This window comes from Streptomyces venezuelae (genome assembly GCF_008642315.1).
GTDB lineage: Bacteria > Actinomycetota > Actinomycetes > Streptomycetales > Streptomycetaceae > Streptomyces > Streptomyces venezuelae_D.
Genome location: NZ_CP029192.1, coordinates 1,932,257 through 1,952,492, shown reverse-complemented (window position 1 = coordinate 1,952,492; position 20,236 = coordinate 1,932,257). Strand labels below are relative to the sequence as shown.

Annotated in this window: 17 protein-coding genes; 10 read left to right on the top strand and 7 right to left on the bottom strand. The window is 70.8% G+C overall.

The genetic code is table 11. The annotated features are described in order from the left end of the window. Positions 1 to 170: 170 nt before the first annotated feature. Positions 171 to 1,307: a cytochrome P450 gene (locus DEJ48_RS08220; protein ID WP_223831953.1), complete on the top strand. Its 1,137-nt coding sequence runs from the start codon at positions 171 to 173 to the stop codon at positions 1,305 to 1,307. Here DEJ48_RS08220 and treY read toward each other — a convergent pair. Next, entirely contained in the window at positions 1,243 to 3,801 is a 2,559-nt protein-coding gene (gene treY, locus DEJ48_RS08215; RefSeq protein WP_150221056.1) for a malto-oligosyltrehalose synthase, read from the bottom strand. The two genes, DEJ48_RS08220 and treY, sit on opposite strands and share 65 nt — an antisense overlap. Before the next feature lie 90 nt (positions 3,802 to 3,891). On the opposite strand from treY, the gene DEJ48_RS08210 reads away from it, so the two are divergent. After that, positions 3,892 to 5,199: an MFS transporter gene (locus DEJ48_RS08210; protein ID WP_150215534.1), complete on the top strand. Its 1,308-nt coding sequence runs from the start codon at positions 3,892 to 3,894 to the stop codon at positions 5,197 to 5,199. Here the strand turns inward: DEJ48_RS08210 and glgX are convergent. Beyond that, a complete protein-coding gene (gene glgX / locus DEJ48_RS08205; protein WP_150215533.1) occupies positions 5,174 to 7,282 on the bottom strand; it encodes a glycogen debranching protein GlgX in 2,109 nt (702 codons plus the stop codon). The genes DEJ48_RS08210 and glgX overlap by 26 nt on opposite strands. A gap of 193 nt (positions 7,283 to 7,475) precedes the next feature. On the opposite strand from glgX, the gene DEJ48_RS08200 reads away from it, so the two are divergent. From DEJ48_RS08200 to DEJ48_RS08185, 4 genes are all read left to right on the top strand, one after another. Then, entirely contained in the window at positions 7,476 to 8,225 is a 750-nt protein-coding gene (locus DEJ48_RS08200) for a Tat pathway signal sequence domain protein (protein ID WP_223831952.1), read from the top strand. 64 nt (positions 8,226 to 8,289) lie between these two features. After that, on the top strand, positions 8,290 to 9,606 hold the full coding sequence (locus DEJ48_RS08195; protein WP_150215531.1) for a copper amine oxidase: 1,317 nt from the start codon (positions 8,290 to 8,292) through the stop codon (positions 9,604 to 9,606). A 103-nt stretch (positions 9,607 to 9,709) separates the two neighbouring features. Further along, positions 9,710 to 10,951: an SAV2148 family HEPN domain-containing protein gene (locus tag DEJ48_RS08190; protein WP_150221055.1), complete on the top strand. Its 1,242-nt coding sequence runs from the start codon at positions 9,710 to 9,712 to the stop codon at positions 10,949 to 10,951. Between the two features lie 112 nt (positions 10,952 to 11,063). Next, positions 11,064 to 11,774 (top strand): 3'-5' exonuclease, encoded by a 711-nt coding sequence (locus tag DEJ48_RS08185; RefSeq protein ID WP_150215530.1) that lies wholly within the window; start codon positions 11,064 to 11,066, stop codon positions 11,772 to 11,774. 263 nt (positions 11,775 to 12,037) lie between these two features. Here the strand turns inward: DEJ48_RS08185 and DEJ48_RS08180 are convergent, their stop codons facing one another. Further along, on the bottom strand, positions 12,038 to 12,406 hold the full coding sequence (locus DEJ48_RS08180; protein WP_150215529.1) for a hypothetical protein: 369 nt from the start codon (positions 12,404 to 12,406) through the stop codon (positions 12,038 to 12,040). A gap of 274 nt (positions 12,407 to 12,680) precedes the next feature. Continuing rightward, positions 12,681 to 13,289: a hypothetical protein gene (locus DEJ48_RS08175; protein WP_223831951.1), complete on the bottom strand. Its 609-nt coding sequence runs from the start codon at positions 13,287 to 13,289 to the stop codon at positions 12,681 to 12,683. Between the two features lie 208 nt (positions 13,290 to 13,497). On the opposite strand from DEJ48_RS08175, the gene DEJ48_RS08170 reads away from it, so the two are divergent. Next, positions 13,498 to 14,082 carry an SMI1/KNR4 family protein gene (locus tag DEJ48_RS08170; RefSeq protein ID WP_150215528.1) on the top strand — a complete coding sequence of 195 codons (585 nt, stop codon included), beginning with the start codon at positions 13,498 to 13,500 and terminating at the stop codon, positions 14,080 to 14,082. Between the two features lie 42 nt (positions 14,083 to 14,124). Here DEJ48_RS08170 and DEJ48_RS08165 read toward each other — a convergent pair whose 3' ends face one another. Next, positions 14,125 to 14,988 carry a phosphotransferase enzyme family protein gene (locus tag DEJ48_RS08165; RefSeq protein ID WP_150215527.1) on the bottom strand — a complete coding sequence of 288 codons (864 nt, stop codon included), beginning with the start codon at positions 14,986 to 14,988 and terminating at the stop codon, positions 14,125 to 14,127. A gap of 176 nt (positions 14,989 to 15,164) precedes the next feature. Here DEJ48_RS08165 and DEJ48_RS08160 point away from each other — a divergent pair, with 176 nt between their 5' ends. Genes DEJ48_RS08160 through DEJ48_RS08150 form a run of 3 tightly spaced genes read left to right on the top strand, consistent with a single transcriptional unit; the run spans position 15,165 to position 18,243 of the window. Further along, the gene (locus DEJ48_RS08160) at positions 15,165 to 16,082 is read left to right on the top strand and encodes a carbohydrate ABC transporter permease (protein WP_150221053.1); all 918 of its coding nucleotides are present in this window, start codon (positions 15,165 to 15,167) and stop codon (positions 16,080 to 16,082) included. Beyond that, on the top strand, positions 16,079 to 16,915 hold the full coding sequence (locus DEJ48_RS08155; RefSeq protein WP_411757436.1) for a carbohydrate ABC transporter permease: 837 nt from the start codon (positions 16,079 to 16,081) through the stop codon (positions 16,913 to 16,915). The genes DEJ48_RS08160 and DEJ48_RS08155 overlap by 4 nt, the downstream gene beginning before the upstream one ends. Further along, positions 16,915 to 18,243 carry an ABC transporter substrate-binding protein gene (locus tag DEJ48_RS08150; RefSeq protein ID WP_150215526.1) on the top strand — a complete coding sequence of 443 codons (1,329 nt, stop codon included), beginning with the start codon at positions 16,915 to 16,917 and terminating at the stop codon, positions 18,241 to 18,243. Before DEJ48_RS08155 ends, DEJ48_RS08150 begins: the two co-directional genes overlap by 1 nt. Positions 18,244 to 18,259: 16 nt before the next feature. Here the strand turns inward: DEJ48_RS08150 and DEJ48_RS08145 are convergent, their stop codons facing one another. Together DEJ48_RS08145 and DEJ48_RS08140 are read right to left on the bottom strand one after the other, a co-directional pair. Continuing rightward, positions 18,260 to 18,955 (bottom strand): response regulator, encoded by a 696-nt coding sequence (locus DEJ48_RS08145; RefSeq protein WP_150215525.1) that lies wholly within the window; start codon positions 18,953 to 18,955, stop codon positions 18,260 to 18,262. After that, positions 18,952 to 20,220 carry a sensor histidine kinase gene (locus tag DEJ48_RS08140; protein WP_150215524.1) on the bottom strand — a complete coding sequence of 423 codons (1,269 nt, stop codon included), beginning with the start codon at positions 20,218 to 20,220 and terminating at the stop codon, positions 18,952 to 18,954. The genes DEJ48_RS08145 and DEJ48_RS08140 overlap by 4 nt, the downstream gene beginning before the upstream one ends. Between the last annotated feature and the right edge of the window lie 16 nt (positions 20,221 to 20,236).

Here is a 20,236-nt window from a genome sequence, read left to right as displayed (position 1 = left end):
CGCCGCGCCGACGCACAGGTGGGAGCCCCGCGGTGCGCTGCCCTCCCGTCCCGCCGGACGGCCCGATACCCCCGCCGGAAACACGTCCCGCTCCGCGCGTCCCGTCCGCTCTGAGCACCGGTTCCGCAGCGGCAGCCGTGCGCCCCCCGCCGTTCATGTCGTGCGCCCCCGTGGACACCCGGCCCCGGGCGTCGCGGGCGCCCCGGGCGGCGCCGCCCAGCCTCGCGTCGCCCGGCGTCGCGAGCGACCCGTACCCCGTGTTCCGCGTGCTGCGCGAGAGCTTTCCGCTGGTGCGGGACGAACTGCTCGGGGCGTGGGTCGTGAGCCGGTACGCGGACGTGTGCGGGGCGCTCGGCCAGGAGGGCCTCGTCGCGGTGCCGCCGGGGCGGACCCTCACGCACATGGAGGGCGACACGCACCGCGCCCACCGCGCCCTGGTCGAGCCCGCGCTGCGGGGCCGCGCCGTCGCCGCCCTGGCCGCGGGCGCCTCCCGCACCGCCTACGTGCTGGCCCGCCGCATCGCCGCCCGCGAGGAGGCCGACCTCTTCACCGAGTTCTGCCAGTGGTTGCCGACCGCCGCGGTCATGGCGGCCCTGGGCCTGCCCTACGAAGACACCGCCCGCGTCCAGGAGTGGTGCCGCGGCGGCCTCACCCACCTCGGCGGCCACCACCACGAACTGGACGCCTGCCTGCGCCCGCACCTGGCGCGCCGCAGGACCCGACCGGGCGCCGACCTGCTGTCCGTGCTGTGCGGCGCCGAGGTCGACGGCAGGCCGCTCTCCGACGAGGCCGTGTGCGGACTCGTCGGCTCGCTGCTCGGCGGCGGCGGAGAGGCCACCGCCCTCGCCTTCGCCTCGTTCCTCGCCAACCTCCTCGACGACCCGGACCAACTGGCCCTCCTCCGCGCACGCCGCGCGCTGATCCCCGCCGCCTGGGCGGAGTCCCTGCGCCGCGACCCGCCCGCCCCCGTGGTGCTGCGCCGCGCGGTCCGCCCCGTCACCGTGGCCGGTGCGCCCCTGCCCGCGGGAACGGTCGTGGCCTGCCTGGTCGGCGCGGCGAACCGGGACCCCGCCCGGTTCGCCCACCCGGACCGCTACGACATCCTCCGCTCGGACCCAGGACGTCTCGCCCTCGGCGCCGGCCGCCACGCCTGCCCGGGCGCCGAGCTCGCCGCCCGCACCGCCGAGTACGGCCTGCGCGCCCTGCTCGACGCCCTGCCGGGGCTGCGTTGGGCGTCCGGGTTCAGACCGGCTCCCCGGGGGCTGCTGACCCGCGGTCCGCGGACTCTCCTCGTACGGCCCCAGTAGGAGCCTCACCGGCCGCAAGGGGAGCCTCCCCGGCCTCCCCGGCATCCCCGACCTCGTCGGCTTCGGAGGCGCGCGCGAGGAGCGCCACAGGCGACGTGGCGAAAAGCTCCTCCACGCGCGCGTGCCCCTCGAACCCCCGCTCCGGAGCGAGCAGATCGGACCAGCGGCCCGGTGGGAGCGCGAGCTCCGTCCCCCGCCAGCCCCCCGCGTCCGCGAGCCGCAGCGACAGCCGTGTCACGGCCGTCACGATCTCCCCGGAGCGGACGAACGCCACACAGTGCCCGGCGCCGGGCCCCTCGGCGGCCAGCGGCTCGTACGTCGCCCCGCCGCCGAACAGCTCGGGCCGCTGCCCCCGCAACCGCAGGGCCGTCGCGGTGAGCGCCAGCTTCTCCTCCGAGAGGTCCCAGCGCTCCCGCTGCGCGTCGAGCCGCTCCAGGACGTGCGGCTGGAAGCGGGCGGGCCGCCGGTTGTCCGGGTCGACCAGCGCGCGGTACTCGCCCTCCGTGCCCTGGTAGACGTCGGGCACGCCGGGCATCGTCAGGTGCAGCAGCGCCGCCCCCAGGACGTTCGCCCGCACGTGGGCGTCCATCTCCCGCGCGAAGGACGCCACCGCGTAGAGCGGCGGCCCGCAGGGGCCCGCCTCCACGAACGCGGCCACCGCCTTCTCGTATGCCTCGTTCTGCTCGGTCCAGCTCGTGTGCAGGCCCGCCTCGCGCACGTGCTTCAGGAGGGCGTTCTGCAGCCGCTGGTCGTAGGGGAAGCCGAAGCCGACGGCCGTCTGCCAGGCCGCCCAGGCCAGTTGGGGGTCGGGCGCGCCCGTGCCGCCCATCCGCGAGGTCTGCTCGGTGACCTCGGCGAGCAGGTCGGCCCACCGGCCCGGGCACTGCGTCAGGACCGAGATGCCGGCCCGCACGTCCGCGCTGCGCTTGGTGTCGTGGGTCGTCAGGACCGTGCCCGAGTAGGGCCAGTCGCGCTGCACGCGCGCGCAGTACGCGTGGAACTCCTCCACGGGCACCGCGGGCCGTTCGGGGGCGCCGCCGACCTCCGCGGCCGACAGCAGCGGCGCGTGCCGGTAGAACGCGGTGTCCTCGACGGCCTTGGCGCGCAGCGCGGACGCGGTCTGCGCGAAACGGGCGCGGAACTCCTCCATGGCGCCCGCGGCCTCCACGGCCTCTCCGACCGCCCTGATGCGGCCCAGTGCCAAGTCCCGTACGACATCGACCGCCCGGGCCTCCTCGGGCACGCTGAAGGCCGTCCTGGCCTCTTCGGCGGCACGCTCGGTGAGGACCGTCTCGGGCGCGTCGCCCCCGGAGACGTACGGCCGGTAGACGGGAAGCCGGACGAGCAGCTCCCTGAGGGCGGTGCGCAGCGCCCACGGTGCGTGGTCGCGCAGCGCGGGGACGGCCGCACAGATCGCGCCCGCCGCGCGCGTCAGGCGGTCCACCTCCGCGGCCAGTTCGCGGGTGACGACCTTGTACGCGGCCCGGCGCACCGTCGCGTCCCAGTCGCCGCCCCGGTCGGCGGGCGCCGCGGCGAAGCGCCGGTACTGGCCGAGGAGTTCACCGGCACCGGCCGGGTCGGCGAGGACGCCGTCGATGTGGCGCAGCGCGTCGTAGCCGGTGGTGCCGGCCACGGGCCAGGCGGCGGGCAGACGCTCTCCGTCGGCGAGGATCTTCTCGACGACCGTCCACCGCCCACCGGTCGCCTCGTGCAGCTTCTGGAGGTACGCCCCGGGGTCCGCGAGGCCGTCCGGGTGGTCGATCCGCAGCCCGTCGACGACACCCTCGCGCAGCAGCCGCAGGATCGTCCCGTGTGTCGCGTCGAAGACGTCCGGGTCCTCGACGCGCACCCCGATGAGATCGGAAATGGTGAAGAAGCGCCGGTAGTTGAGCTCGGTGCGGGCCAGCCGCCACCAGGACAGGCGGTACCACTGGGCGTCCAGGAGCTGCGGGAGCGGCAGCCCCGCCGTGCCCTCCCGGAGGGGGAACGCGTGGTCGTGATAGCGCAGTACGTCGCCGTCGACCCGCAGCTGCCCGAGCTCGTCGCCGAGCCTGCCGCCGAGGAAGGGCATGAGGACGCGCCCGCCGCCCGCGTCCCAGTCGATGTCGAACCAGCGCGCGTAGGGCGAGCGGGGCCCCTCGCGCAGCACCTCCCAGAGAGCGCGGTTGTGCCGGGGCACCGCCGCCATGTGGTTCGGCACGATGTCCACGACCAGACCCAGCCCGGACTGCCGGGCGGTACGGGACAGGGACCGCAGCCCGTCCTCGCCGCCCAGCTCGTCCCGCACGCGCGCGTGGTCCACGACGTCATAGCCGTGCGTGGAACCGGGCACGGCTTCCAGCACCGGCGACAGGTGCAGATGCGAGACACCGAGCGAGGCCAGATGGGGGACGGCCGCCTCGGCGGCCGCGAAGGGGAAGTCCGGCTGCAGCTGGAGCCGGTACGTGGCGGTGGGCGGCGGCGGTACCGCGGGGCCGGGGCGCTCCGGCGTCATGCGCGTCATGCGAACGTACGTACCCGCTCGGGAGGCTTTCGTGTCATCGACTCATGCGTGTCGGGGCGACGGCGTCGTTAGCGTCGGACGATGGCTGAGAAGACACGGGACGCGTACCGCACAGTGCTCCGGATGACGGGGGTGCCGCTCCCCGTCGTCTCGTTCCTCGGCAGGCTTCCCGTGGCCATGATCCAGTTCGGCAGTGTGCTGCTGGTGACCGAGACCAGTGGATCGCTGGCCACCGGCGGGATCGTCGCCTGCGCGCTCGCGCTCGGTCAGGTGACCCTGGGCCCGTTCGTCGGGCGCCTCGCGGACCGGCGCGGTCAGCGCTCCGTCGTCCTCGCCTTCTCCCTCGTCAACGCCGTGGCCATCGCGGCGTACACGCTGGGCGCCCTCGCCGACCTGCCCACACCGGCCCTCGTCGCCCTCGGCGCGCTGGCGGGCGCGACGATCCCGGGGATCGGCCCACTGGCGAGGGCCCGTGTCGTCCCGCTGGTCCGCGCCAAGGGCGGCGACGACCGGCTCGCCGGGACGGTGCTGTCGCTGGAGAGCACCATGGACGAGCTGTCCTTCGTCCTCGGGCCCGCCCTGGTGGGCCTCGCGTCCGTCGCGGGCCACCCGGCGTACGCCTTCGGCCTCGCCTCGCTCCTGGTCGCCGTCTGCGGCACGGCCTTCGCCCTGCACCCGACGGGACGTACGCCCAAGGCGGCCGCCGAGGGCCCCGCACGCGCGCGTGGCGGACGCCCGCGCCTTCCGCGCTCCGTGTATGTGGTGCGGGTGGGGCTCCTGTTTCTGGGGGTGCTGCTCGGAGCATGTGGCGCGGGCATCACCGCGCTCACCGACGAGCTCGGCCGGCCGGGCCAGGCGGGTCTCGTGTACGCGGCGATGGGTGTAATGAGCGCGGTGGTCGGCCTCTCCATGGCCGCCCTGCCCGAGCGCTTCGGGCTGATCGCGCGCTGGCGCGTGGCGACGGCCGCCGCGGCGCTCCTGTCGCTGCCCCTGGTGTGGACGGACAGCCTGATGGGCCTCTACACAGTGGTCACTCTGTTCGGTGCGATCTACGCCCCGAACCTGATCACCGGCTTCGCGCTGACGGAGCGCGCCGTGCCGCCGCAGCGGCTCGCCGAGGGCATGACGTTCGCGGCGAGCGCGTTCGTCGGGGGCCAGGCGGTGACGCTCGCGGTGGCCGGACGCCTCGCGGAGTCGCACGGGGCGGGGGCGGCGTTCGCCCTCGGGAGCGCGGCCGCGGCGGTCGCGTTCGTCATCGCCCTGATCGCCCGCCACGACCCGCACCGCCCCGACCCGTCACACCACCCCTATGAGGCGCACCACCCCGATGAGGCGCACCGCACGGCCACGGACACCGCCTCCGTCACGCCGGACGCTGCAGCACCGTGAGGCTCCGGTCGGCCAGCGTGAGCCGGTCGCCCGCCCGCACCTTCGGCCCCGGCTCCGGCGGCACCCCGTCCTCGTGCGCCGTGTCGATCACGAGCTGCCACTGGCGGCCGTGATTGACCGGGACCACGAACTCGATCGGCTCCGGGGACGCGTTGAAAAGCAGCAGGAACGAGTCGTCGGAGATCCGCTCCCCGCGTGGTCCCGGCTCCGAGATGGCGTTGCCGTTCAGGAACACGCTGAGCGCCCGCGCCTGCGACGAGTCCCAGTCCGGCTGCTCCATCTCGTCCCCCTCAGGGGTGAACCAGGCGATGTCGGACAGTTCGTCGTGCGTGCCCTGGACCGGCCGGCCGTGGAAGAACCGGCGCCTGCGGAAGACCGGATGGTCGCGCCGGAGCATCGCCATCGTGCGGGTGAAGGTGAGGAGGGAGTTCTCGCCGTCCGGCCAGCGCACCCATGCCAGCTCGTTGTCCTGGCAGTACGCGTTGTTGTTGCCGGACTGCGTGCGTGCGAACTCGTCGCCGTGACTGAGCATGGGTACGCCCTGGGAGAGCATCAGCGTGGCGGTGAAGTTCCGCATCTGCCGCGCGCGCAGCGCGATGATGTCCGGATCGTCCGTCTCGCCCTCGGCGCCGCAGTTCCATGAGCGGTTGTGGCTCTCGCCGTCCTGGTTGTCCTCGCCGTTGGCGTGGTTGTGCTTCTCGTTGTACGAGACGAGGTCGTGCAGGGTGAAACCGTCGTGGCAGGTGGTGAAGTTGATGGACGCGAGCGGGCGCCGCCCGTCGTCCTGGTAGAGGTCGGACGAGCCGGTGAGACGGGACGCGAACTCCGCGAGGGTGCGCTGCTCGCCGCGCCACAGATCGCGCACCGTGTCGCGGTACATGCCGTTCCACTCGGTCCACAGGGGCGGGAAGTTGCCCACCTGGTAGCCGCCCTCGCCGACGTCCCAGGGCTCGGCGATCAGCTTCACCTGGCTCACGATCGGGTCCTGCTGCACGAGGTCGAAGAAGGACGACAGCCGGTCCACCTCGTGGAACTGGCGCGCCAACGTCGCCGCGAGGTCGAAGCGGAACCCGTCCACATGCATGTCCGTGACCCAGTGCCGCAGCGAATCCATGATCATCTGGAGCACGTGCGGCGAGCGCATCAGGAGCGAGTTGCCGGTCCCCGTGGTGTCCATGTAGTAGCGGGAGTCGTTGGTGAGGCGGTAGTACGAGGCGTTGTCGAGGCCCTTGTAGGAGAGCGTCGGACCCAGGTGGTTGCCCTCGGCGGTGTGGTTGTAGACGACGTCGAGGATCACCTCGATGTCCGCCTCGTGGAGGGCCTTCACGGCCTGCTTGAACTCCAGGACCTGCTCGCCGCGGTCGCCCCAGGAGGCGTACGCGTTGTGCGGGGCGAAGAAGCCGATGGTGTTGTAGCCCCAGTAGTTGTTGAGGCCCATGTCGACCAGACGGTGGTCGTTCACGAACTGGTGGACCGGCATCAGCTCCAGAGCGGTGACGCCGAGGCCGGTGAGGTGCTCGATGATCGCCGGGTGTCCCAGCGCCGCGTACGAGCCGCGGAGCTCCTCCGGAAGGTCCGGATGCAGCATCGTCAGGCCCTTGACGTGCGCTTCGTAGAGCACTGTTTCGTGGTACGGGGTGCGTGGGGGCCGGTCGTCGCCCCAGTCGAAGTAGGGGTTGACCACGACCGACGTCATCATGTGGGGCGCCGAGTCCATGTCGTTGCGCTCGTCGGGTTCGTCGAAGTGGTAGCCGTACACCTCCTCCCCCCAGTCGATGCGACCGCTCACCGCGCGCGCGTACGGATCGAGGAGCAGCTTGGCGGAGTTGCACCGGTGCCCCTGCTCCGGGGCGTACGGGCCGTGCACCCGGAAGCCGTACCGCTGGCCCGGCATGATGCCGGGCAGGTACGCGTGCCGCACGAACGCGTCGGACTCGCGCAGCTCGACGGCGGTCTCCGAGCCGTCGTCGTGCAGCAGACACAGCTCCACTCGCTCTGCGGCCTCGGAGAAGACCGCGAAATTCGTGCCCGCTCCGTCGTACGTGGCACCTAAGGGATACGCCTGCCCAGGCCAGACCTGCATGTATGCGACTCTTCCACTCACGCCCCCTCGAGACGGGGCCACTTCGGCCAGAGTGTGCCCGAAAGTGGGGCAACCACCCAGGAGTTGTACCCGTCTAACCGTCTGACCACATACTCGGCATGCCCATGAATGGGGCGCCAGGGGAGTAGGGGGAGTAGTGCGAGAGATAGTCAGACGCCACCTGGGGAAGGTGGTGGCAGGCACGACGGTCGCGGTCGCCGCGGCTGCCGTGCTGGTGGGCGTCAATCTGTCGGGGTCCGAGGCGGGTGGGTCGGGGGACCGCCAGGCCAACGCGGCAGCGGCGAAGCAGGACGCCATCGCGAAGGACGGCGTCGTGGAGGCGGCGCCCGAGGAAGGCGCGAAGGGAGTCGGCAGCGACCCGCTGACCGACGAGGAGATCGAGCGGGCCGAGAAGGCCTCGGTGTCGGGTCAGATGCGTTCCAGCGCCCGGGACGTCGAGGGGGACCGCGGACCGCAGCTGCTGTCCACCAACCTCAGCGAGCCGGACCCGAACGGCGGCGACGCGCCGCGCAGCGCCGAAGTCGTGTACTACGACTACAAGAAGGACACCGTCATCACCAAGACGGTCAACTTGGAGACCGGCAAGGTGGCCGACACGGTCACCACCAAGAACGTGCAGCCGCCGCCCAGCCAGGAAGAGCTGGCCGAGGGCGCCAGGCTGCTGATCGCCGATCCGCTCGGCAAGGGCTTGAAGAAGGACTTCAAGCACGCCACGGGCAAGGCGCTCACCGGCCCCGACCAGCTTCAGCTGAGCGGCATGGTCTTCCGCAAGGAGACCGTGAAGCGCGTGCCGTCCAGCCTCGACGCGTGCGGGAAGAACCGGTGCCTGCAGGTCGTCACCAAGGTCAAGAGCGGCCCGTGGATCGACACCAGGGCCCTCGTCGTCGACCTGAGCACCCGCACGGTGGGCCGCCTCGGCTGACGCCGGCCACCCGCTCACGAGACCACACGCCACCTTCTCCTCGGACGAGGGAGTCCACTTCACCATGCACGTCAACAGACTTTCGCGCGCCCGAAAGAGGGCCACGATGGCCCTCGCGGTCTCCGCGCTCGTCGGCGGCGCCGTCACCGTCGCCGGACCCGCGACAGCGGCCCCGCGGGCCCCGCAGGCGCCGACCGCCGCGGCCGACTGCAGCGACGCCTACAAGATCGAGCAGACCGTCGACGGCGGCACGACCTGGCGCATGTGCTGGCACTACAACACGCTCTCCGGTCTGATCCTCGACAAGATCAGCTACCAGCCGAAGGGCGAGGCGAAGCCGATCCCGGTCCTCACCAGCGCCCGGCTCGCCCAGGTCCACGTCCCCTACGACGACGGCCAGGCCGAGTACGACGACGTCACCGGCACCGACTTCGGCCAGGCCCTGCAGAACCTCAACCCCGGCGAGTGCCCCGGCGGCACCATCAAGACCGTCAAGGTCCCGCACCGCGGCAACGTGAAGGGCCTGTGCGCCACCACGCGCGCGCGTGGGCACGCGTACCGCCTCAACGACGACGCGAGCACCGGCGGCACCGGCAAGACCTACACGGGCCAGGGCAAGGACCTGCTCGTGTACACCGTGAACAAGGCCTCCTGGTACGAGTACATAACGGAGTGGCGCTTCTCCTCCGACGGCACCATCACCTCCAACGTCGGCGCCACCGGCAGCCTCTCGCCGTACGACTACGACGGCGGCGACGACCGCGGCTGGCCCATCGGCAAGGGCGACCAGGCCAAGGCCGAGAGCCACGCCCACAACGTCTTCTGGCGCCTCAACTTCGGCCTGGACGGCTCCCCGAAGGCCAAGGTCGAGCAGTACGACTCCAAGGTCACCCCGCCCACCGGCGACGGCAGCCCCACCACGAAGACCACCCGCACCAAGGTCACCAAGGAGCTCACCGGCGACCGCAAGGACATGCGCTGGTGGCGTGTGGTCAGCAACACCGGCAAGAACAAGGACGGCCACCCGCGCTCGTACGAGATCGTGCCAGGACCCAGCACCAAGCACGCGGGACGCGAGTTCACCAAGCACGACGTGTACTTCACCCAGTACAAGAAGTGCGAGCAGTACGCGAGCAACAACCCGGGCTGCCCCAACGGCACCCCGGACAGCGTCGACAAGTGGGTGAACGGCCAGGCCATGGACCACCCGGTCACCTGGGTCCACGTCGGCTTCCACCACATCGCGCGGGACGAGGACCAGCAGCCCATGCCGGTCCACTGGCAGGGCTTCTCGCTGGCCGCGCGCGACGTCACGGCTATGAGCCCGCTCACTCCGCAGGACCTCGCCAACCAGAACGGCCAGCCGCCGCTGGGCGGTTGAGAAACTGCCCGGGCCATCGGGCTGCACCGCCCGCCGCTCCCGGAGTACCCTTCCTTGATCGTTGACCGGGGGAGTGTTCGCGGGAGCGGAAGGCGGTGCGCGGGTGAGCTCGGGCGGGCGGGAGCTGCCCCCTGGTGACGAGGGTCACGAGGGGAGCTCCGCGGACGTACCCCCTGGAGCGGTGTCCCTGGCCCGGCCGATGGAGATGGGATCTCAGATCGGACCGGAACTGGACTGGGACGCCGACGCCTGGCGCGAGGTCCGTACGCGCGCACAGCGCGCGGGGCGGGCCTACATCTGGCTGAACCTGGTGGAGCAGCGGCTGCGCGCGGTCGTGGCCGCTGTTCTGCGTCCCGTCTACGAACCCGTCCACGCCGACGACTGGGTCGTCGCCGCGGCGGGCCCCGCCGGGCAGGAGTGGGTGCAGCGGGCCGTCGCCGTGCGCGAGGTGAGCCGCCGCAAGGGCTACCTGCTCGACCCCGCCGACGACAACGTCCTCAGCTTCCTGACGCTGCCGCAGCTGCGCGAGCTGATGGTGCAGCACTGGCCGTGCTTCGAGCCGTACTTCGACGACCGGCGCGACGTCGAGCTCGCCCTCGACGAGCTGGAGGTCACCCGGAACGTCGTCTCCCGCAACCGCGCCCTTTCCGAGACCGTCCTCGCCCAGGCCGAGCGCGCTTCCGCCCGCCTCCTGGACATACTCGGCTCGGGCACCGACACGCCCTCCGCGCGGCGGCTGCCCGTCGACGCCGTCGAGGACCTGGTCGGCGACCGGTACGCGGACGTGGTGGCCGTGCACTCGGACCGGGTGCGGCTCATGCGCCGGTTCCCCGCGGAGGACATGTTCGGCGGCGCCCGCCGGCTCGACGCCATCGGCATAGGTCTCAATCTCCTCGTGCAGAACTTCTCCGGGCGGCGCCTGGTCAGGCTCGCCGAGTCCGGGTGCCGGACGCGGCTGCTCTTCCTCAACCCGGCCAGCAGCGCGGTCAAGCGCCGGGAGCGCGAACTGGGGATAAAAAAGGGGGAGTTGAGCCGGTCCGTCGAGATGAACATCCTGCACATGCGCCGGGTCAGGGCGCGACTGCGGGACCCCGGCGCCTTCGAGATCCAGGTGTTCGACGAGACGCCGCGCTTCACCGCCTATCTGGTCGACGGGGACGGTGCGGACGGCATCGGTGTCGTCCAGTCGTACCTGCGCAGGACCCGGGGGATGGAGGCGCCGGTGCTCGTGCTGCGGGGCGGCAGCCGGGTGGTCAAGTCGGGCGATCCGGGCGATGGCGGCCTTTTCGCCACATACCGCGAGGAGTTCGAGACGGCCTGGGCGGACTCCCGCCCGGTGTCGTGAGCCCGCGGGCCATCGCTGGGGACGTTGAAGCGGAATGCGCCCCTCGGATTGTCAGTGGCCCATGGGATCGTGGTGGTCACTGGGGGAAAGCACCACGAAGAAGGGGGCGGCCATGGGCTGGCACCAGGAGCTGCTGATCGGTTTCGACCTGGAGACGACAGGGACGGATCCGAACGAGGCGCGCATCGTCACGGGCGCGGTCATCGAGGTCAAGGCGGGCGAGACGCTGGGGCGCCGCACCTGGCTCGCGGACCCGGGGGTTCCGATCCCGGCGGACGCGGTGGCCGTGCACGGCATCACCGACGAACGGGCCGCGGCCGAGGGCAGGCCCGCCGCCGAGGTGGCGGACGCGCTCGCCGACGCCCTCACGTCGTACTGGATGTCGGGCGTCCCGGTCGTGGCGTACAACGCGGTCTTCGACCTGAGCCTGCTCTCCGCCGAGCTCCGCAGGCACGGCCTGCGGTCCCTGAGGGACCGGCTCGGCGGCACCGCCCCCGGCCCGGTGATCGACCCGTACACGATCGACCGCTCCGTCGACCGCTACCGCAGGGGCAAGCGGAACCTGGAGGCGGTCTGCACGGAGTACGGAGTGCGGCTGGAGTCCGCCCACGACGCCGCGGCCGACGCCCAGGCCGCAGCGCGCCTGGCCTGCGCGATAGCCGACCGCCACCCGAAGATCGCGTCCCTCGGCCCCGCGGACCTCCACCGCAGCCAGATCGGGTGGTACGCGGAATGGGCGGCGGACTTCCAGAACTTCCTGCGCAAGAAGGGCAACGCGGACGCGGTCGTGGACGGGGTGTGGCCACTCCGCGCGGAGAGCTGAGGGCTCAGACCCCATCTCGGGAATCCGCGATGGGGTCTCCCTCCCTTGGCGCCAGCCGCGCGACCGACTGCGCCACGCACAGATCAGGAGCCTCGACGTTGTCCTGGTGGGTTCAGGGGCATGACTTTGCCTCGACGCGACGGGCGTTGGCGCGCATTTGCCGTGCGGCTGAGTCCTCCGAGACGGCCCTTTCACTGAATCTGATCCTCTGGGGCAGGCGCCGAAAAAGCGGCTTGGCCGACAGCGTCTGATTCAGCGCTCTCCTACGGCTGACGAGACGTCACTGAAGAGAGAATGCGCGCTCTCTTGTCATCGGGGGCGGCCACCATCGCCAATTCCTGTTTCCCTGCGGATTTGGACGCTACAGACACCGCTCCGCGATGGCGCACCTTCCCCTGTAGGGAAGGGTCGCTGTAGTTCACGACCATCGCGTCCTTGGCGCATGACAGTGACGCCCAGATCTTGCTCCCGTGAGAGCCGGATCCCGAAGACTTCAGGTATGGACCATGGGGGATCTCGGTCGTCCCTTCGCCCTTCTCAGGCCAGGCCGTTCGGATATGCAGGATGTCGCGTGCCGGGTCGCCGTCAGAAACAACAAGCAAGCCGCATACGTCTTTCTCTGCGTACAGCACGACGCGGTCCTCGCCTGCGCGTACCTCGCCGACAACCCTGCGCTTTTTTGCGGAAGACCCCTCATCGAGATCTGCGAAGACATCGGAATTCAGTGAAACACTCGGAAGACTAAGCAGACGTGATGTTTCGGCTGGTGCAGACGAACTCGCCGAGCTCTCCGGGTCGCTGCTTCCGGAGCTGCAGGCGGAGAGGACCCCGAGGCCGGCACAGGCCGCGACGAGCGCAAGCGTACTTCGGTTCACGGAGCCCCTTCCACGGCTACAACGTGCCAGGTCAACTGGCCCACTGATTAAAGCAGACGCCCACGGGCCGGAGCGCAGTGCCCTCGCCCTTCTTCTTCGACCCCTGATAGATGGAGAACGTGTACTTGTCGTACAGGGGGTAGGCCTCGATGTAGCCGAACTTGTTCTTGGGGACCTCAAAGCGCGTCTGGTCCTCGACGGTGTAACTCTTCGTCACCTTGAAGCCGACTGCGGCTGAGACAATCTTGTAGTCGATACCGACTTCTGTGCTCACCTCGGAGGAAACGCTCTTCGAGACCGTCATCACGAGGGTGGTCTTACCTCTGCCGCTGGTCTTCTGAATCTTCCTGAGGCCGCACAGCTCGCCCTGGTACTTGACCTTCTTCACCTTCTTCGCGGCGGCGCGCTTGGCGTCCGAACCGCCAATGAGGCCACTCGCGCTTTCGGCGGGGATCTCTCCGACAGCCACGTTTCGCTTGACTGTCGTGTCAGCGCCCGGCACGAAACCTGCCGTGGACCCGGAAGGGACATTCACCTCGTCGCCGCTGGTCGGCACGTCAGAAGCGAAGGCCGATCCGGCCGCCCCTACGGTCAGAAGCATCGTGCTCGCTATCACGGCAGCCTTGACTGCAGACTTCACTTTTCTCCCCATTTTCTCGCCCGGCTGGTCAAGTCGGGCTTCGTGATCTTGAAGGTAATGAGGTGAACTCCCCAAGGGCAACATGAGCTGTGTCACAACAATTACGGAGAGTGAGAAACGCGGGCTTGGCCTCGGATGAATCAGCCTGTTCTGGAACCCGTCCTTAAACCCTCCGTCGGCGAGTGGATCGGGCTGACACCATCTCTGGATGATTCCGTTGGTACCCGAGTCCTGGGCCCGTATCGAGACATGGCTTGCTCGGCATGCGCCCCGCACGTTCGCCGCTCTTGAGCCCCCGGCAGAGCGCTCGGACATAGCCGTTGCCGAACAGATCATCGGCCAGCCGTTTCCCGAGCCCCTGGTGCAGTCGCTGCTTCGGCACAACGGCACGGGCGATGACGTCCTGCTGCCCCCGTACTGGCGGCTCCTCAACACGCACATCATCGCCAGTGACTGGCAACTGGGGATGAGGATCTACCACGATGTGTTCGAGGGCGTCGAGGAGAGTGACTTCGGCGACGACTGGGGGCCGTGGTGGCACTCCCGCTGGATCCCTTTCGCCACCAGTGGCGGTGGTGACACCCTCGTCGTCGATCAGCGCCCGTACCGCCGCCGCGGACGCATCGGGGAGGCCGACCACGAGCAGGGCACTCGCTTCAGCTCTCATCCCATGTGGTCGTCGCTGCCGGCACTTATGGACGCCACAGCCACAGCCCTGGAGACAGGACAAGCCGTAGACGGCTGCCTGCCCGTGGTAGCCGACGGGACGGAACTGAGCTGGGAGATCCTCTGAGGGCCCCTGAGGAACCTCTGCTTTGAAGGGTCCAAAACGGTTTCAGAAGGGGTACCAGCGGACCTCCGTGTCCCCCTCCCTGAGGGACGCCACCCGTCTGCGGAATTCGGCGAGTGCCTTCGGGTTGGACGGTGCGTGCTGCGCGACCCACGCGCAGCTGGCCGTCTCGCGGGCGCCCCGCAGCACGGCGCACCCGTCCCACTCCCGAACGTCCCAGCCGTACGTGGACACGAACCCGTCGTACGCCTCCGGCGCGAGACCGTACCGGTCGCGGGAGAGAGCCATGACGACCAGATCGTGCTCGCGCAGATCGTAGGAGAAGGTCTCCAGGTCGACGAGCGCCGGCCCGTCCGGGCCGACCAGGACGTTGCGGGGCAGCGCGTCCCCGTGGATGGGGCCCGGCGCGAGCCGGGGCGTCAGCGCCGCGGCGGCCGCCGCGAACCCGTCCCTGCGCTCGCGCAGATAGTCCGCGTCGGCCGGGTCGACCGCGTCACCCGCGAGCCGCAGCCACCGCTCCACACCACCGAGCAGTTCACGGCGGGGGAGCTCGAAGGAGGGGGGATCGAGATCGTGCACGCGACGGATCAGCGCGGCGAGGTCGCGCGGCTCGGCGGGGCGCACCGCCTCCGGCAGCCGGTGCCAGAGCGTCACCGGATGGCCGTCCACCAGGCGTGCCTCGGGCTCGGCGGCCCGCACGGCCGGGACATCCGCCTGCTCCAGCCAGCGGGCGACGGCCGTCTCGCGCCGCGCCCGCGCGAGGAGCTCGGGGGCGGCACGGCCGACCTTGACGACCAGCTCGCCGACGGCGAACACCGCGTTCTCGCCGAGAGCGAGCAGCCGGGCCCCGCCCGCCGGAACCGGCAGGTCCGCCGCGTCCAGTACGTCCCGTGCCCGCGCCTCGTCCATCCCGTGCCTCCCGCACCCGTTGCCCCGTTCGCCCGACAGTCTCGCATTCGCACAGGCCAACCGGTGTGCGAGGGCGCGCAGCTGCTTGACGTATCAAGACCGCGTCAGCACGATGACGGAGGCCGCCGGGGCGGCCGGACCCGCACAAGCCGCCCGAAGGAGCCGATCCCGTGACATTGGCGACCGCGACGAAGCGGTCAGCGAGAGGGAAGCCGGGACGCGGAGTCGCGGACCACGGCGCGTGGTTCCTCGTGCTGCCCGCCCTCATCCCGATCCTCGTCCTCAGCGTCGGCCCGCTCCTCTACGGCATCGCGCTGGCCTTCACCGACTCGCAGTCGGGCCGCACCGAGCCCACCCAGTGGGTCGGCGCCCTCAACTTCCAGGATCTGCTGCACGACACGCTGTTCTGGGACTCGTTCCGGATCGGTCTGCTCTGGGCGTTCGGCGTCACCGTGCCGCAGTTCTTCCTCGCGCTCGGTCTCGCCCTCCTGCTCAACCAGCCGCTGCGGATGCGCTGGCTCGCGCGGGCGCTGGCGATCATCCCGTGGGCGATGCCCGAGGTGGTCGTCGGCATCATGTGGCGGCTCGTCTACCACCCGGACGCCGGCGTGCTCAACGAAACGCTCTCCAACCTGGGCCTCGGGGACGGCAAGGACTGGCTGACGGGCACGGCCACCGCACTCTTCGCCGTCATCGTCGTCGGCGTGTGGGCCGGCATGCCGCAGACCACCGTCGCGCTGCTCGCCGGACTGCAGAACACCCCGCGCGAACTGCACGAGGCCGCCGCCATGGACGGCGCCGGCGCCTGGCGCCGCTTCCGCACGGTCACCTGGCCGGCGATCAAGCCGATCGCCCTCGCCATCACGGCGCTCAACTTCATCTGGAACTTCAACTCGTTCGCCCTGGTCTACGTCCTGACCCAGGGCGGCCCCGGCGGCCGCACCCGCCTCCCCATGCTCTTCGCCTACGAAGAGGCGTTCCGCTACGGCCAGTTCGGCTACGCGGCGGCGATGGGCTGCGTGATGGTCGCGGTCATCTCCGTCATCCTCGCCGTCTACCTCGTGGGCCGTCTGAAGGGAGGCGACGAGGCATGATGCGCACGACCAAGCCGGCACGCGCCGCACAGTACGTGGCACTCGCCGCCTACCTGGTCTTCCTCGCCTTCCCGTTCCTCTGGCTGATCTCCACGGCCTTCAAGCCCGCACGGGAACTGGGCAGCCTGCACCCCACCTGGATCCCCAAGGATCCGACCCTGGACAACTTCCGCCAGGCCTTCGACGAACAGCCGCTCCTCCAGGCCGCGGGCAACTCCCTGATCGCGGCGCTCAGCGCGTCCCTGATCGCGGTCGTCATCGCGACCCCGATGGCGTACGTGATGGCCAGGCACCGCAACCGCGTCGCGAAGGCGGCCACCGGCTGGGTGGTGATCAGCCAGGCGTTCCCGTTCGTCCTGATCATCATCCCGCTCTTCCTGATCCTGAAGAACCTGCACCTGATCAACTCGCTCATCGGCCTGATCATGGTCTACGTGGTGTGGTCGCTGCCGTTCGCGCTGTGGATGCTCGTCGGGTACGTCCGCGCGGTCCCCACCGAGCTGGAGGAGGCCGCCGCGGTGGACGGCGCGAGCAAGGTGCGGACCTTCGTCTCGGTCGTCGCGCCACTGCTCGCCCCCGGCATCGTCGCCACCGCGATGTTCGCCTTCATCACCGCATGGAACGAGTTCTTCTTCGCGCTCGTCCTGCTCAAGACCCCGGAGAAGCAGACGTTGCCGGTCATCCTCAACCGCTTCATCGGCACGGAGGGCGTCGCCGACCTCGGCCCGCTCGCGGCGGCGGCGTTCCTCGCGACCATCCCCTCGCTCGTCATCTTCGCGATCATCCAGAAGCGGATCACGGGCGGCATGCTGGCGGGGGCGGTGAAGGCGTGATGAGCACGGCACCGCGTACGGGACCTCGCTCGGCCCCCCGCACGGCATCCCGTCTGGCCGCCGCTGTCGCCGCGCTCGCGCTGCTGCTCGCCGGATGCAGCGGCGACTCCGGGGACGACGACGGGAAGATCACCCTCCAGTTCCAGTCCCTGGCCTGGCAGAAGGAGTCCGTCGACGCCAACAAGGCGCTCGTCGAGGAGTGGAACGCCACCCACCCCGACGTCGAGGTCGAGTACATCCAGGGCAGCTGGGACAGCGTCCACGACCAGCTGCTCACCTCCTTCGAGGGCGGCGAGGCGCCGGACATCATCCACGACGCGTCGGACGACCTCGCCGACTTCGCCTACGGCGGGTATCTCGCGGACATCGGCGACCTCCTGCCCGAGCGCCTCAAGGCGGACATCCCGGGGCGCAGCTGGGAGACGGCGACCTTCGACGGGAAGGTCTACGGAGTGCCGTTCCTGCAGGAGCCGCGCGTCCTGATCGCCAACGCCAAGTGGCTGAAGAAGTCGGGCGTACGCATCCCGACGCCCGAGAAGCCGTGGAGCTGGCCGGAGTTCCGGAGGATCACCAAGGAGCTCGGCGACGGCACGGACGGCAAGTACGGCGTCGCCTGGCCGCTGAAGGAGCCGGTCTCCGCCACGCTCAACCTCTCCCTGTCGACCGGCGGGAAGATGTTCCACCGGGGCGCGGACGGCAAGGTCGACGTCCGCTTCGACGCGCCCGACCAGGTCATGCCGCGCACGGTCCACGACCAGGTCAACGTCGACAGGAGCGCGTCCGGCAGCACCCTAGGCATGGGCGGCTCCGACACGCTGCCCGGCTTCTTCGGCGGCAAGTACGCGATGGTCCCGCTCGGCTTCTCGTACCGCCAGCAGATCGTCCAGCAGGCGCCGAAGGGCTTCGAGTGGCAGGTGCTGCCCGCCCCGGCCGGGGCGGAAGGGCTCGCGCAGGGCGTCAGCCCGCAGACCCTGTCCGTCTCCGAGGACAGCGCCCACAAGAAGGAGGCGGCCGAGTTCATCGACTTCTTCCTCCAGCCGGACAACATGGTGAAGCTCGCGCGCGGCGACTGGATGCTGCCGACCGGCGAGCAGGCGCTGAAGGACCCGGCCCTGCGCACGGAGAAGAACGGCTGGTCCGCGGGTACGGCCCTCTCCGAGGACCTCCGCCCGGCCCCCGCCCAGTCCGTGCGCGGCTACCCCGAGTGGAAGGACAAGGTTGCGACGCCTGCGCTCCAGGAGTACTACAGCGGGGCGATCGACCTCGACGAACTGGAGAAGCGGCTGGTGAAGGACGGGAATCTGGTCCTGGCGCGGTACCAGCGCTGAAGGTCTGGGGGGGGTGTTACAGCCCCGCGCCGGGCTGTCCCGCCCGGACGAGCCCCGACTCGTACGCCGCGATGACCGCCTGCGCGCGGTCGCGGACGCCGAGCTTGGCGAAGATGCCGGTGGCGTGGTTCTTCACGGTCTGGACGCCGATCGCCATCCGGTGCGCGATCTCGGTGTTGTCGAGACCCGCGGCGATCAGGCGCAGCACCTCCACCTCGCGCGGTGTGAGCCGGGAGAGGTCCGCGCCGGGTGGGGCCGGTACCGGTGCCGGGGACACGAACGTGGCGAGCAGCCGGGTGAGGAGCCGCGGGGCGACGACGGCCTCGCCGCGGTGGACGGTGCGCAGCGCGGCGACCAGTTCCTCCGGCGAGACGTCCTTGGGTAGGAACCCCGATGCGCCCGCCCGCAGGGCGCCGACCACGTGCTCGTCCATGTCGAAGGTGCTGAGCGCGAGGACCCGGCACCGGGGCAGCTCGGCGCTCAGACGCTCGGTGGCCCGCACCCCGTCGAGCACCGGCATGCGGATGTCCATCAGGACGACGTCCGGGCGGAGTTCGTGGGCCGCGGCGATGGCCTGCGCTCCGTCGTCCACCTCGCCGACGACCTCGATGGCGGGGTCCGAGCGCAGGATGAGGGAGAGACCACGGCGTACGAGGGGCTGGTCGTCGGCGATGAGCACGGTGATCCGCTCGGGCGGGGTGGCAGAGGTCATCGGGGCGTCCCGTCCTTCTCGTGCGTCTCGTGCGTCTCGTCCATCGTGTGCTGCACGTACTGAACGTGCTGCTCCTGCTCGTCGTGCGTGTCCGCGGGCAGCGGCACTTCCGCGGTCACCGCGAAGCCGCCCTCCGGGCGATTGCCGACGTGCAGGGAACCGTCGTGCAGAGCGATGCGTTCCCGCATGCCGAGGAGACCGTATCCGCCGCCGGAGCGGGCCGTGCCCGGGTCCCCGCCGCCGGCGCCGTCGTCGGTCACCTCGACGGTCACCCGGTCGGGGAGGTAGCCGATCCGCACCGTCGCGCGGGCGGGCCCCGCGTGCTTGCGGGCGTTGGTCAACGCCTCCTGGACGATGCGGTAGAGGGTGAGGCCGACGGTCATCGGCAGCGGCCGGGCCCGCCCGGTGACGTGGAATTCGGTCGGTAGACCCGCGGCGGCCGAGTCGGCAACGAGCCGCTCGATGTCGTGCACGCCGGGCTGCGGTTCGGACGGGGCCTCCTCCGCCGTCTCGGTGCTGCGCAGGACGCCGAGGAGCTGCCGCATCTCGTGCAGGGCCGTGCGGCCGGAGTCCTCCAGGGTCACCAGCGCCTCGCGGGCCGTCTCCGGATCGCGGTCCATGGTCGACCTGGCGCCGCCGGACATCAGGTACATGGTGGTGATGTGGTGGGCGACGATGTCATGGAGTTCCCGTGCGATGCGGCGCCGCTCCTCCGTCACCGCGCGGTCGGCCAGCAGCGTGCGGTTGATGTTCAGCTGGTGCTGCCACTGCCGCACGGCCAGGGCGATGCCGACGATGAGGCAGGGCGTCACCATCAGGTCGGTGATGCCCATGCCCAGGAAGGGCACGTCGTTCTGCCAGTGCCGCGCGAGCTGCACCGGCGCGGTGGCGACGACCCCCAGCACCACGGGCCATCGCCCGCAGTACCTGGCCACGGTGTAGAGCCCGACCGTGACGGCGGCGCCGTACGTGTTCGACACCGGGTCGCCCGGTTCGACGGCGAGCCCCAGATTGACGGCCATCTGCACGGCGAGGGCCGCGCCGAGGGCCGGCACGGGATGGTGGCGCCTGAAGAGGAGCGGGATCACGGAGACGACGATGAGCAGGACGCCGAGCACGGTGACCGGTGCGCCGGGACCCTCCTCGCCCGGGACGAGATAGGCCAGCAGGTCGAGCGTCACGGCGAGGCCGGCGACCACCACATCCCCCGGCGTCGGCCGCACCCCGCGCGTGGGCGGTACCGGCGGGAAGAAGTCACGGGCCATGCGGCCGCCTCCAAGT